The organism is Halovenus salina, from assembly GCF_026410925.1.
Lineage (GTDB): Archaea > Halobacteriota > Halobacteria > Halobacteriales > Haloarculaceae > Halovenus > Halovenus salina.
In genome coordinates, this window is sequence record NZ_CP112972.1 from 426,324 (window position 1) to 440,321 (window position 13,998).

At 56.4% G+C, this 13,998-nt stretch carries 10 protein-coding genes; 4 read left to right on the plus strand and 6 right to left on the minus strand.

Annotated features, from left to right (window positions below; all coding sequences use genetic code 11):
- Positions 1-125 precede the first annotated feature (125 nt).
- A complete protein-coding gene (locus OSC37_RS02035; RefSeq protein ID WP_267162941.1) occupies positions 126-2,426 on the minus strand; it encodes a methyl-accepting chemotaxis protein in 2,301 nt (766 codons plus the stop codon).
- A complete protein-coding gene (locus OSC37_RS02040; protein ID WP_267162942.1) occupies positions 2,423-3,685 on the minus strand; it encodes an ABC transporter substrate-binding protein in 1,263 nt (420 codons plus the stop codon). Before OSC37_RS02040 ends, OSC37_RS02035 begins: the two co-directional genes overlap by 4 nt.
- A 435-nt stretch (positions 3,686-4,120) precedes the next feature.
- Here OSC37_RS02040 and nrdR point away from each other — a divergent pair, with 435 nt between their 5' ends.
- From nrdR to OSC37_RS02055, 3 genes are all read left to right on the plus strand, one after another.
- Positions 4,121-4,609 carry a transcriptional regulator NrdR gene (gene nrdR, locus OSC37_RS02045; protein WP_267164143.1) on the plus strand — a complete coding sequence of 163 codons (489 nt, stop codon included), beginning with the start codon at positions 4,121-4,123 and terminating at the stop codon, positions 4,607-4,609.
- Between the two features lie 118 nt (positions 4,610-4,727).
- On the plus strand, positions 4,728-5,738 hold the full coding sequence (locus OSC37_RS02050; protein ID WP_267162943.1) for a ribonucleotide-diphosphate reductase subunit beta: 1,011 nt from the start codon (positions 4,728-4,730) through the stop codon (positions 5,736-5,738).
- Positions 5,739-5,740: 2 nt separating this feature from the next.
- Entirely contained in the window at positions 5,741-7,435 is a 1,695-nt protein-coding gene (locus OSC37_RS02055; protein WP_267162944.1) for a ribonucleoside-diphosphate reductase subunit alpha, read from the plus strand.
- A gap of 954 nt (positions 7,436-8,389) precedes the next feature.
- Here the strand turns inward: OSC37_RS02055 and OSC37_RS02065 are convergent.
- The 4 genes from OSC37_RS02065 to OSC37_RS02080 form a co-directional block, all read right to left on the minus strand.
- The gene (locus OSC37_RS02065) at positions 8,390-9,205 is read right to left on the minus strand and encodes an MBL fold metallo-hydrolase (protein ID WP_267162945.1); all 816 of its coding nucleotides are present in this window, start codon (positions 9,203-9,205) and stop codon (positions 8,390-8,392) included.
- A gap of 5 nt (positions 9,206-9,210) precedes the next feature.
- Positions 9,211-9,810 (minus strand): ECF transporter S component, encoded by a 600-nt coding sequence (locus tag OSC37_RS02070; protein ID WP_267162946.1) that lies wholly within the window; start codon positions 9,808-9,810, stop codon positions 9,211-9,213.
- A 115-nt stretch (positions 9,811-9,925) separates the two neighbouring features.
- Positions 9,926-10,747, minus strand: a complete 822-nt coding sequence (locus OSC37_RS02075) for an energy-coupling factor transporter transmembrane component T family protein (protein ID WP_267164144.1) — start codon at positions 10,745-10,747, stop codon at positions 9,926-9,928.
- Between the two features lie 5 nt (positions 10,748-10,752).
- Complete coding sequence (locus OSC37_RS02080) at positions 10,753-12,633, minus strand: ABC transporter ATP-binding protein (RefSeq protein WP_267162947.1); 1,881 nt, start codon at positions 12,631-12,633, stop codon at positions 10,753-10,755.
- A 499-nt stretch (positions 12,634-13,132) separates the two neighbouring features.
- On the opposite strand from OSC37_RS02080, the gene OSC37_RS02085 reads away from it, so the two are divergent.
- Positions 13,133-13,951, plus strand: a complete 819-nt coding sequence (locus tag OSC37_RS02085) for an MBL fold metallo-hydrolase (RefSeq protein WP_267162948.1) — start codon at positions 13,133-13,135, stop codon at positions 13,949-13,951.
- Positions 13,952-13,998 lie beyond the last annotated feature (47 nt).

A 13,998-nucleotide genomic window follows, 5' to 3' on the forward strand; every position in this document is an offset into this window, starting at 1 on the left:
CGTGACAACAGCAGCTGCTATCCACACAATATGATACGAATCGTCTTATGTCTCAGTCACGAAACGTACCGCACCAATCAGTACGAGAGGGTTGACTCGCAAGATACGAGCCGTCACTGACACGTCTAGCGTGTTTTTGTTTCGAACCGTTCGAGCCGGTCTGAGAGCGTCGATGCTTGGTCTGCCAGCGTGGCAACGCTGTCGGTCACCTCGGTGATTGACGCGGTCTGTTCCTCTGCGGCCGCCGAGACTGTCTCTGCCTCCGCAGCGGATTCTTCACTCGAAGCGACCACTTCATCGACTGCTGATACCACCTCCTCGGTAGATTTTGCTTGTTCGTCGGTCGCCGCCGAAATCTCCTGGACGCCGTTGTTGGTCTCCTCGGCGTAGGTGGTAATTCCTTCGAGCGCTTCGACGGCCGGCTCCACGGCCTCGGTCCCCTGTTTCACCCTGTCGCGTGTCGCTTCGACGACCTCGACAGACTCCTGGGTCTGGCCGCGAATCGTCTGGATCCGGGCCTCTATCTCGTTGGCAGCCTCCTTGGCGTCGGCAGACAGGGCCTTGATCTCTTGGGCGACTGTGTCGAACCCATCCGCGTTGTTGCCCTCTCCCGCGCGCGTGGCCTCGATTGAGGCGTTGAGTGCGAGCATGTTCGTCTGATCGGCCACGTCGGAGATTGCATCGACGAGCTCGTCGATTCGTTCGACTTCCGTCTCAAGCGAGCGAATCGTCTCGACTGCCCGCTCGGACTCTTCTTCGACCTGGTTCATCTCGGTGATTGCGTCTCTGGCGGCTGCCTGCCCCGCCTCGCTCGATTCGACGGTCTGTTCCGCCACGCCAGCAACCTCGCTGGCTGTCGATGCGATCTCTTCGGTCGTCCCCGAGAGGTTCGACATCTCGGTCTGTGTCTCGCCCAGCCGTTCGCTCTGTTTCTCCGTCGCGACCGAGATCTCCTGAATCGAGGTCGACACCTGCTCGCTCGCGGATTTGACTTCCTTTGTAGAGGTCGTTGCGTCTTCGCTCGCGCTCCTGACATCGGCTGCGAACTGTTTGACCTCGCCGACTGCAGTTTCGATGTCCGCGAGCATCGCGTTGAACTCTTCGCCGATGGTACGCATCTGTTCGTTGTCTGTCTCCACATCCGCGCGGACGGTGAGGTCCCCGTTTGCGGCCGCACGCATCGTCTCGCCGTACTGGTCAGCGACGCGTTCGAGCTCGTCCATCATCGCTGAGATGCGTTCTCGCTCGGCCTCTGCGTCCTCTTTTGCCTGCTCGGCTTCGCTCTTTGCCTGTTCTGACTCACTCTGGGCCTCTTCTGCGGCCGTTATGCGTGCATCGAGTGAGGTCCGCATCTCGTCGAACGCCCGATAGAGGCGGCCGACCTCGTCAGTACGGCCTGTCCTGAGGTCGACAGCTCGGTTTCCGTCCTCGATTTTCTCGGCTTTGTCACGCAGGTCTTTGAGCGGCGTGACTGTCTGGCGAGCGAGGACAAACCCACCCACCAGCAGCGATAGCAGGCCTGTTCCAATGACGACTACGAGTGTTAGCCCGACCGCGTCACTGGCTGCAAAGGCCTGACTGGTCGGAACTGTCGAGACTGCAACCCACTCGTTGTCCGGAAGGGCGGCGTATGCGGTGACTGTCTCGCTGTCCTGTTCGAACTCGGCTCCGTCCCTCGTGGTCCCGAGGTCAGCAACAAGTTCCTGGTCGAAGTCGCCACTGAGGTCGTCATTCCCCAGTACGGTACGGTTCTCGGTGTCGACGATGAGGGTCTGTTGGTCGTCGTGGAGCTGTCGGAGTCCGTCGACGCGGTACTCGATGGTACCGACGAGCACCGCAATCCGGGACTCGTCGCCCTCAATCGGGCTAGCAAACGACATCACCTGGTCGTCGAGAGTCTGGTCGCTGTAGGCGGTCGGGGAGTTCCAGACATCGTTTGCCGAGGTAAGGTCGATACCCAGATTGATCTCTGTCCACGGCTCACCGATGCTGTCGAGGGATTCTCCACGAATCTCCGCGTTCGTGCTCGTGAGCACCTGATCCTCGTTCGTGTCGACAATATGGATCGCTCGTACATCGACGGGGAGCTTCGCCTGCTCCTGTATCACGTGTGCTTCGGCACGCTCCTGGCCTGTGCCCGCAAGCTCGGGGGCGGAGGAGAGCGACCGCGTGTGTGACTCCATCGAAATCGTCCACTGGTTAATGGAGTCCGCGTGCATCTCGACTGTCGCGGTCAGCTGCTGTTCGGCATCGTCCTGAACGGTCTGCTGGGCATTGAAATACCCCGCGGCCCCGACCGCCGAGATGACAACGACGACGGCCAGTATCGTGAGAATGAACTTTGCCCGGTAGCTCCGGCGGATAAACGCCGGCACGAAGCGTGTAGACAGCGGTTGACTGTCGTCGGTGGTTTCGTTTTCGCTCATGCTGAGCCCTCCGGCGGCGTTAGCTGGTCGAGAATCTCTCGGCCGCTGTCGGTGAAGGTGAGATACTCGTACTGGACTGGGCCGCCATCGCCGTTCTCATCGAACTCGATTTCGCCGGCTGCACCGCGGTAGTGGACCTTTTCGCCGGCTCCGGCTCGCTCGATACCGTCAGCCAGCTCGCCCGGTTGGATCTCTGTTCCACCGGCGACGGTTACCTCTCGCATCTGTCGAGCAATAGCCGCTCCATCGTTTTCTCCTGCGGCCGCGTTTGCCAGCAGGATTGTCGCCGCCGCGTCGTAGGTGTTCGAGCCGAACAGCCCCGGCTCTGTCCCGTACTCTTCGTTGTACATCGATACGAAACGCTCCTGTCCAGGGCCGACGGAGGCTGGCACGACCCCGTAGACAGCGTCGTGAAAATCGACGCTCTCCTGGACAGTGCCATCGATCAGCCCGTCACTGATAAACAAGACTTCGTCGTTCTCGTACTCCTCGTAGTACGTCTCCAGCAGCGGAATCCCTCCCTCCGGGTAGCCGACGGCGAACAGGACATCTGGGTCCCCGTCCAATACGGTGTCGAGGACTCCGCGGTAGGAGTCGGACTCGGGCGAGTAAGACTGCTGTGCAAGTATCTCGCCGTCAAAGGATGCAGAAAACGCACCTGATAGCTGTCGTCCATAGTCACCCTGTGCGTAGAGCGTCGCCGCCGACGAGGCGTCGTGTTCGGCTGTCGCAAGCTGGGCGACGATGACGGCCTGCAATGAGTCGACCGGCGCGGTCCGGAACGAATACCCCCTGTCACTCAGTATCGACAGCGTCGGCGTCGTCGCCGATGGACTGCAGGAGACCACTTCTGCCGGGATTGTCGCCTGTTGGGCCATCTGGAGAGTCCCTCCAGATGCTGCCGCTCCAACGATAGCTGGAAATCCGTCCTCGATTAGTGACTGTGCAGCGTCGATAGCACCCGTCGGTGTTGTCTCCGAATCTCGAGTCTGAAACTCGACTTCCGCTGGGATACCTGCATCCTCGAGTTCTTTGGCCGGGAGCGCTGCCCCGTTGATGAGCACCTGCCCAGCCGCTTCGAGCGCCCCTGATTGGGGTAGTACCGCCCCGTACCGAAGTGTCCGTTCTGTGAGTGGTAGACGACTCTCGCTGCTGTCGTCTCCCGTCCCTGAGAGACAGCCAGCAAGAGCGACGGTGCCACCAATGGCAGCGAGAAAGCCCCGTCTGTGCAACTGTTGGTTTCGTTGTTGCCCCGTCATAGATGATGTCGCTTCAGGTTCTGTGATGAAACTTTTTAAACGTTCCTTACTACTATCAAGATTGATTCTCGGATGCCAGAGTGCAAATTCCAACGTTATCGACCAACGATAACGTATAAATCAGTCGTTCAACAACCGTGAGGGCGATACTGGTGTTTTTTTCCAGATTCCTGTCACCTGATATACTCTAAACCACAACATTATCACATAGCCTGAGGGTGAGCTGATTGTCGTTGATATCAGACCAGAATTTGTGGCTGGTATTCGCAATGCATCTCATCTCAAATAGCCACATCCACAAATCAAACTCAATTGTGTTATCTAAATTCTATTTGGAAAGGCTTATTTGACAGTGTTCACCATCAGATGTTGCGGTCAAATTCGGGATGTACTACATATGGGGTTAATACCCTGGAGAATTAAGCAGTGACAACTATGAACTGCCCGGACTGCGGGAACGAGCGAACGCGTGTTGTCGATACAGGGACCAGTGCCGACGGAACCTCCGTCCGACGGCGTCGCGAGTGTCAACACTGTTCGCTCCGCTTTACTACCTACGAACGTCCGGAGTGGGAGTCCCTCCAAGTGAAAAAGCGCGACGGAACCATCGAACCGTTCGACCGACAGAAACTCCGCGCGGGAATCGAGCGAGCCGTCGAGAAACGAGGTGTAACCGAGACAGCAGTGACTACTCTCGTCGATGATATCGAGAGCGAACTGCAAGGCCGAGAGGCACGTATTGTCCCTTCAAGTCGAATCGGCGAACTCGTTTCTGAGAACCTCCGAACGCTCGATAAGGTAGCCTACATTCGATTTGTCTCCGTCTACAAGGCATTCTCTGAGCCACAGGAATTCCTGAACGAACTTGATGCAGTCTTGGATGCAGAGCTTGACGACTTCGAAGCCTCGAACAAATCACAATGACACAAACATACGCAAATCAAACGAATGGTCGGTCAATTCTTGACCGGGTGAGCATGGCCCACGTCCAGAGGTACAGAGAACCAACCAACAGAGAACGATTCTCCGGTCGTACGTGCCAATGACTGAAAACAAAACCACAGGCAGAAATTCGGAGACCGACATCTTCTCCGAACGAACGCAGCTCAAACCGTACGAGTACCCCGACGTCCTCGAGTACAAAGACGCGATACGGAACAGCTACTGGGTTCACACGGAGTTCAACTTCTCGGGAGACGTACAGGACTTCAAGGTCAACACGACTCCGGCCGAAAAGACCGTCATCAAGCGAACGATGCTGGCCATCGCGCAGATCGAGGTCCAGGTCAAGACCTTCTGGGCAGAAATCTACGACGAGATGCCCAAAGCGGAGATCGGGAACGTCGGCATGACCTTCGCCGAGAGCGAGGTCAGACATATGGACGCGTACAGCCACCTTCTCGATATCCTGGGGATTACGGAGGACTTCGAGGAGGTGACCGACGTCTCCGCAATCGAGGAACGGATCGACTACCTCGACGAGTACCTCGAAAAGAGCGAGAGCGACGACGCACAGGAGTACGTGATGAGCCTCCTGCTGTTCTCCACGTTCGTCGAGCACGTCTCGCTGTTCTCGCAGTTCCTCATCATGACGAGCTTCGACAAACACGAAAAGAAGTTCAAGGGGATCGCGAACGCTGTCGAAGCGACCAGCAAGGAGGAACAGATTCATGGCCTGTTCGGTGTCGAACTCGTGGAGACGATTCGCGAGGAGAACCCGGACCTCTTCGACGAGGACTTCGAAGAAGAGGTCCAAGCGGCCTGTCAGCAGGCGTTCGAGGCAGAGATGAAGATCCTGGACTGGATCTTCGGAGAGGGCGAGCTGGAGTTCCTTCCCCGGAGACACGTCGACGCGTTCCTGCGGGACCGGTTCAACCAGAGCCTCGAGAACGTCGGTGTCGAGTCGATATTCGACCCGGACGATGACCTGCTCGAGGAGACACGGTGGTTCGACGAGGACATCATGATGACGAAGGACAACGACTTCTTCAGCAAGCGGTCAACCACGTACAACAAACACGCACAGAGCGTCACCGCGGAGGACATGTTCTAACGATGGCACAAACAGAACCAACACTCGACGAGGTCAACCAGCATCACAAGGAACCGTTCTACTGGCTGAACGAGGACAGCCGGGCGTTCCTCAACGAGGGGTATCTGACCGAGGGCGTCACGGCCGAGGAGCGGGTCAGGGAGATTGCGGAGCGGGCCGAGGAAATCCTGGACGACGACGGCTTCGCTGACAAGTTCTATGACTACATGGGTCGGGGCTTCTACAGCCTCGCGAGTCCGGTGTGGTCGAACTTCGGTCTGGACCGAGGTCTGCCCATCAGCTGCTTCGGTAGCTACATGGAAGACGACATGGAGAGCATCCTCTACACGCAGGCCGAAGTGGGCGAGATGACCAAGTTAGGCGGCGGGACAAGCGGGTACTTCGGCGAGATCCGGCCCCGAGGCAGCCCGATCACGAACAACGGCAAGAGCAACGGGAGCTACAGCTTCACCGAGCTGTTCGACACGATCATTAACGTCGTCAGCCAAGGCGAGACGCGGCGCGGCCAGTTTGCGGGGTACATAGACGTTGAACACGACGACCTGGACGAATGGCTCAACATCAAGACCGAGGGCGATCCCGTTCAAGACATCTACTACGGCGTCATCATCGGTGACGACTGGTTCCAGGCGATGGTCGACGGTGACGAGGAAAAGCGAGAGACGTGGGCAGAAATCATCGAGACGCGGATCAACATCGGTGTCCCATACATCATCTTCCGGGACAACATGAACGAAGGGAAGCCACAGGTCTACAAGGACAAGGGCTACGAAATCAATGCCTCCAACCTGTGTACCGAAATTGCACTGCCAGCCACGCCGGATGAGAGTTTCGTCTGTTGTCTCTCCTCGATGAACGCGCTCCACTATGACGAGTGGAAGGATACCGACGCAGTGGAAACGCTGACGCGGTTCCTTGATGCCGTCATGGAGGAGTTTATCCAAGAGGCAGAGGGAACGCAGTTTATGGAGCGCCCGGTGCGGTTTGCGAAACAACACAGAGCGATCGGCATCGGCGTTCTCGGCTGGCACAGCTACCTCCAGAGCGAGATGATTCCGTTCGACAGCATGGAGGCAATGGAGAAAAACGAGGCAATCTTCCGCACTATCAAGGAACGAAGTTACGAGGAGAGCCGTCGGCTCGCCGACGAGTTCGGCGAGCCGGAGGTGCTCGAAGGCTACGGTCGACGGAACGCGACGACAATGAGCGTGGCCCCGACGAAATCCAGCAGTGTCATCTTGGGCCAGGTCAGTCCGAGCATCGAACCGCTAAAATCGAACTACTTCGTCCGCGACGGTGCGAAGCTGAAATCGACGCAGAAGAACCGGTTCCTCGAGGCGATACTGAAAAAGCGAGGTAGAGACGAGCGTGAAGTCTGGGACAGCATCGCACAGAACGACGGGAGTGTGCAACACCTCAACTGTCTGACCGACGAGGAGAAGGAGGTGTTCAAGACCTTCACCGAGATCCCACAAATGGCGATCATCAACCAGGCAGCACAGCGGCAGAACCACATTGATCAGGCACAGAGCCTGAACGTCTCGATTGATCCGAGCGAAGTGAGCGTCAAGGAAATCAACCAGCTCTATATCGAGGCTTGGAAGAAAGGTATCAAGAGCCTTTACTACCAACACAGCGTGAACGCCGCACAGAAGTTCAGCCGAGACATCCTCGAATGCAAGGCCTGTGAGAGCTAACCACCCACCGGTCGGTATGATAGAGTTATCTGTGTAAACGACGCCACCCCTCGGTATATGCGTGCTTCGGTGCTTGATGCATTCTGCATGACTCTCATCAAATAGATTTTATCAAAAAGCCCCAGCGTGTGGACTGACGGGTTCGGCGGCGGAGTCGTCGGCCTGATTATTGACGCAGGCGAATTAGAAAAAATCACACCTACGAGACGTCTGAGGAAATACGTGACATAAGTACCGAGCAGTTCGCCGACTACGTCGAATACATCCCTGACCGGCGCTTGGACAACTCGAATTACTGGAACTGTATGAGACTGACGCTCCGTTCGCGTGGATATCCGAGTACGCCTCTCCAACCGAAGGGGCACAGACTCCGACACGACGGTTACCGACAGTACTCGGTGTTCATCACGAATCGAGGGAGTGAATCTTCTCACAGAGTATAGCGACAGGCGAGAAATCGAGAGTGGCGACAGGTCGAGAAAGCGGTACTTAGCTGCAACGACACCAACGAATCTCAAGCTACGTGCTTCTACTGTGGGGTTTACGTGTCTGCTCTGTCCAATTTGGTGACCAGTTGAGTTGCTCGTGTATGTTAACATGACCCGGTTTACAAGCACTCACCGGTGGTTACAGCGGACAACACGCTGACGCTGCTGAAATTTGAGTAGCTACACTATCCGAAAGCAGACGGAAATTAGAATTGAATAGTGGAGATTTTGTTCGGGTTAGCGTGTTTTCTGGGTAGCTACACTGCTGGGGTCTCAAAACGTTGACTACTTCGTTGACAACAATGGCCGCTTGGAGAGCCATCTGGATCCGTTGTCGCTCATCGAATCAATCAACTTCACGCATTACAGGCCTACTGACTCCTCTATATCAATTACCACAACCTCGGATAATAGTTTGAAATATGACATTACTTCATCTTTATGATATCGGAGAATATGTAGATGGTCACTTTCCGTCGAACCGTATCGTATTCCCGACGCCCGCTGGTTCAAAGATCTCTGGAATACGCTCGTTGAGGATCCCCATCGCCGTCGTTCCTGTGCAGTGGGCACCGACGAGGAGATCGAGTTTCTCCGCCAGCCAGTCTGCTATCTCACGAATCTCCTCGGAATCGACGGCAATGAGGTGTGTCCCTCCGATTATATATCGAACGTCGTCGTCACACACCGATTCCGCGTGCTCGACTGTGTTCCGCAACCCGGCGTGACAGCAACCCAACACCAGTGCCAATCCATCATCAGTCTCGACAACGACTGACTGGTCGTCTACGATCGGGTCCTCGACGATGCTGCCTTCCCGTTCAACTTTGCCGATCACGTGATCCTGATGCGTTCGAGGGATCTCGCCGAGTGCGTGGATGCCGTCAGCAACCTCAACGGGGTCTCGATGTTCGACGACATCCGCCTTCGCTTCGATCGTCGACTTCGTGTATGGTATTCCAAGCGGTGAACCGTCGAACTGCCCCTCACGGTCGAGATATCGGTTATCCCAGATGTTGGGGTGACAGTACACGTTGGGCTGGTCCATCACGTTCAATACGTCCAGCATTCCGCTTGTGTGGTCGAAATGCGAATGGCTTACCACGACAGATTCGAATTCCTCAACTGGCACACTGAGTAGTTTCGCGTTGTGTATGGCAGCCGACTGGCCAGTATCCAGAAGCACGTCTCCGATCGCGGCCGAAAACCCCCACTCACCACGCAACCCACGGGGGTAGGGCTGTGCAACTGTGTTATCCGACAAGATTGTGATTTTAGTCATTACTTTCAGGCCCCAGTGTCCACACTGTCGACGATTGGATGCGCAGACAGGACCCCAGTCTCTGCGAGTTTATCAGCCAACAGCTTCCCGAGAAGACCACTCAGAACCGCCCCACTGAGGCCGTGACCAACGATGAGGACAGCTTGTATCGGTAGCGCCAGGGTCTGAAAACTTGAGGGGATATATATTACACCGAGCGCGAGGAGTCCTGCCGTTGCGCCACTGACAACCATTATCGCCTGGTCGAAGCGACGATAACGTGTGAGAAGAACCGGAATCTCCGAACCGATCCGGGCCACTATCGTGGGGATCGCAACGGCGAATCCAAACGGTGTGAGCGGGATCCAGACGAGTCCAACGAATATCCCGTTCAGGATCGACGCCCCAGGTTTGCGGACGATATACAGCGCCATGAGGCCAGGGAGATAGAACAAGCCGGCATTCAGGATTGTTCCGAGCGGTCCAACTGCTGCACGGACCGTGAACCCGACGAACACCACTGGTAAGAGCGCCACTCCTGGGACGATACCCAGTGCGGCCACGACCAGTAAGTCTCTCGTCTCCCAGTTCTTGATGCTTATCCATGGATTGTTGAGTGCTGACATCTCTTGTTGATTAGGTTTATGTCCTTTTAAATTTTTAGGTTGGCCTAAAAATCTCAAAGATCCACCCTTCAACCCTACGCAGTTCCGTCCTGTAATCAACAGCAAGTGCGCCCTATTATTGGGGAAGACACAATGTGCCGAGCGCTCCGAGTTCCCACAGTAGCAAGACGATTGCGGCCGATAGCATCCAGAATACCATGACGAACGCGACGTCTACCCCGGTGATCGTATGCGTGCGGTAGTGGGTTCGTTTATTCGATGCGCCGAAGGCCCGTGCATCCATCGCAAGAGCTGTCCGCTCGGCGCGACGAATCGAGTTCACAAACAGGGGTATTGCGTAGCGACTCATTCGATACAGTCGGTTGCGAATCCCGTCGGTATCCGGTGTGCCCCTAACTGTATGGGCTGCACGTATCGTCTCCACATCGGATTGCATCTCGGGTGCGAACCGAAAGGCCGCCATCGCACTGTAGCCAATTTGGTACGGCAGCCCGAGGTTCTGTACCAGTGCGCCGAGGAACGATTCTATATTCGTCGTCAGAACGAACAGCAGCGATAAGACTGACAGTGCAAGGATGCGGAGTCCCGTGGCGGCCCCAACCAGTATGCCTGCTCGTCGTACCGTGAGTGGCCCGAAGGACGCCACGACTTCTGAGGTAACGCCACCAGGACTGCTGACGACGAACGGATAGACGAATACAAAACACGCAGCGAGTGTCACAAGTGGGGCGGCCACACGGACGTAATCGACTGGTGAGAGACGACCTAGGACGACTGTCACGAGAGCGCCGAACACAACGAAGGCCAGCGGTGTGTACGGGTCAGTGACGAGCATCAAGAGCCCCATCACCGGTGTGATAGCTATGAGCTTACTCACAGGATTTAGTCGCTGGAGTACCCCCGAATCGTCTGTCTGATCGGTCAGTTCGACCCGCATCAGACTCACCGCTCCTCCCCGCAATCCAGTGTCCGTTCGGAAGATACGTTGTGATTACATGTCGCCGGTTTCGTCCGCCCGCCGGTACAGTACTCGTAGCACCGGTCCAGCGTCGCAGGACCCGAAAACCCGGACAGCCCCTCGACGAGTTCGGCTAGGGGCGGTTGAGAGAGGTGTGCCGCCGAGAGCGTCTCGGGGTCTGCGAATAGGTCCGCCGGAGTTCCGTGGAACTGTATTTTACCGTCTACCAGTACGGCGACGGCGTCAGCGTGTTCCGCAACGATACGCATATCATGGGTGAGCACGACGACCGTCCGTCCGGCGTCGTGCAACTCGGACAGCCGTTCCATGAGAGCGTCGGCGTTTGCACGATCCTGTCCGTAGGTCGGCTCATCAACAATGAGCACATCCTGACCAACCACAAGCATCGTCGCCACGCTGAGCCTGCGTTTCTCGCCGTGGCTGAGAGTGAATGGATTTCTCTCAGCATAGCCAGTCAGGTCGAATCGCTCAAGTGTCTGTTCAACGCGCTGTTCAATTTCCTCGGTATCGAAATCGAGCTGTCGCAGCCCATAGGCCAGCTCGTCCCGGACGCTCTCAGTGATGAACTGAGACTCGGGATTCTGGAACACGTATCCGACGCGTTGACTGATCTCACGTGAGGAGAGCGTCGTCACATCACGTCCGTTGACGAACACTGTGCCCGATGGTGGGGAACGGACGCCGACGCAGTGTGACGCGAGTGTCGATTTTCCTGCTCCATTGGGTCCGACGAGGGCAAGGAATGAGCCGTCCGGAACGGAGAGTTCGACACCTCTCAGCACCGGTTCCGACACCTTGGGTGTTCCATACCGAGCGTCCAGCCCACGAATCTCTAGTGCGGGCGACATCGTGGCCCCTTCGCTGACCTCCGGTTCGGTAGCCCCGTCCGCTCGGACCACGCCGCGATTTGACTGGTCGACACACCCTTCCGGGCGGCCCCCTGCGTCGGATGATTGAGAGTCGGACCCCGTCCACTCGGCCCGTCGCTTGGCGACTATGTCACCGACGCCATCGACCGCTTGGTCAACAGTGACGGGGAGCGACGTCGAACTGGGCCAACCCTCGCAGGACCGGAGTTCGAGTGCGAGTTGCGTTATCTCAGGGATCCATACTCCTTCACGCCGGAGCAGCTGCGGATTCTCGCCAAAGACGGCTTTCGGAGTTCCCTCGAGTAACAAACTGCCATCCCCGTCGAGTACGAGCGTCCGGTCGACGGCTTCGATCAGCGATTCGCACTGGTGTTCGATTAGCACAATCGTCCTGGAATCGTCCCGGGCCAACTCCCGAAGGAGCCCGTACACGCTCTCGGTTCCCCGTGGGTCAAGATTCGCCGTCGGTTCGTCAAGCACGAGAATTTCGGGGTCCATCGCCAGCTGGCACGCAATCGCCAGTCTCTGTTTCTCTCCCCCTGAAAGCGTGTCGATTTGGCGTGTCTCGAACCCCGAAAGGCCGACCTCATCTAGGACATCGGTGATTCGGTCCGACATCTCTGCGGGCGGCATGCAGAGGTTCTCGAGGCCGAAGGCGACCTCGGTGTTAACTGTCGACGTGACGAACTGCGAGCAGGGATTCTGGAACACGAGACCGACTCGTTCCGCGAGTTCAGCTGTTGGCGTCTCAGTGACGTCGAATCCACAAACCTCGATTGTTCCAGTAAGCTCGCCGGGTACGCTGTGGGGAATGAGGCCGTTAAAACATCTTGCAAGCGTGCTTTTTCCGGAGCCAGACGGACCTAACAGCAGAATGAACTCCCCGGCGTTGACGTCGAGAGTAACACCCGAAAGCGCCCACTCCGGACGTCCACGGTATCTATATCGTAGCTCACGTGTCTTGATCTGTGACATGGCGATGGCTCAGGTCAATAGCTCGTGTTCCGCAAGTGGATCGAGACGACATGATTCCCGGTTTCACTGTTCATTTGCGTTGTGCAGATATTCGGACGGTGTCCCTAATGCAGTTGGCACTAAAATAGCAAAGATATGCTAGTACCGAAACTCGAAAATCAAAACGAATCGTGCACCGACACAGAGTCTCAGTAGCGGGCCTTGGTCGCCTGTTCTTCCTTTCTCAGCTGAACGCTATGTTAAAAAGTATTCAGATGGGTATCACAAGTGGACTCTGTAGCGTGGATTGACGCTCCTAGAGTTGCGTTTTGATTAAAAAATCAATCTGAGCAGTTCTCGTACTTCTATTTTCAATCAAAAATCGCAATCAGTTAACCGGACGTATGTTCTCTCGTGAACAGTCAATGGTTACACAATCGAGAACGGACCTACTCTGTGAACAGCACTCTAAGCGTGCCGGCCGTGACGAAATATACCGATCAATGCTAGGCAACTAGCTATGAACGTCACGATTTTAGCCGATAACACGGTTGCAACTGGGATACCGAAAGGTCTGCGTGGTGAATGGGGGTTCGCGGCTGCGGTCGGCGACGTGCTGTTCGATACTGGCCAATCCACTGCCGCGCTCGAGAATGCCCGGTTGCTTGACGTGGGTACGGAGTTCGATGACATCGTGTTGAGCCACGCCCACTACGATCATACCAAAGGTCTCGACGCTTTCCTCGATCCGTTCGAGAGCCCGACGGTGTACTGCCATCCCGACGTTTGGAACGAACGGTTTATCCGGGAACCAGCGGACGGTCGGACACTCGAAGAGCCGATCCATATTGGAATCCCGTACTCTCGGTCCGAAATCGCGACAGGCGCCGACATCGTCGAACACCGTGACCCCGTAGAGGTGAGCGAGAGGGTGTTTGCACTCGGTGAGATTCCGCGAACTCACGCCGGCAATCCAGTCCATCTGCGTGAAGAAAACGGCGAACTTATCGAGGATACCGTACCCGACGATCAGTCGGTTGCTGTGAAAACCACCGGCGGTACCGCACTCATCCTCGGGTGCTGTCATGCAGGCCTACGAAATACTATTGAACATGCCGAATCAGTCACCGGGCAAGAGGTTCGCCACGTCATCGGCGGTACCCATCTCGTCGCCTGTGATAAGAGTGAGATCCACGGTCTTGCGGATTGGTTAGAAGGCAAACTTGAGCTCTTCGCCGGCACTCACTGCACTGGCTTCCAAGCCGAGAAGATTCTCTCGGAACGTCTACCGGATGCGTTCCGTTCCGTCGGCGTCGGAAGCACGATCGAACTCCCATAAACAAACTGATGCGGGGTTCCTCTGTATCATCAAGACTAGGTATTTTC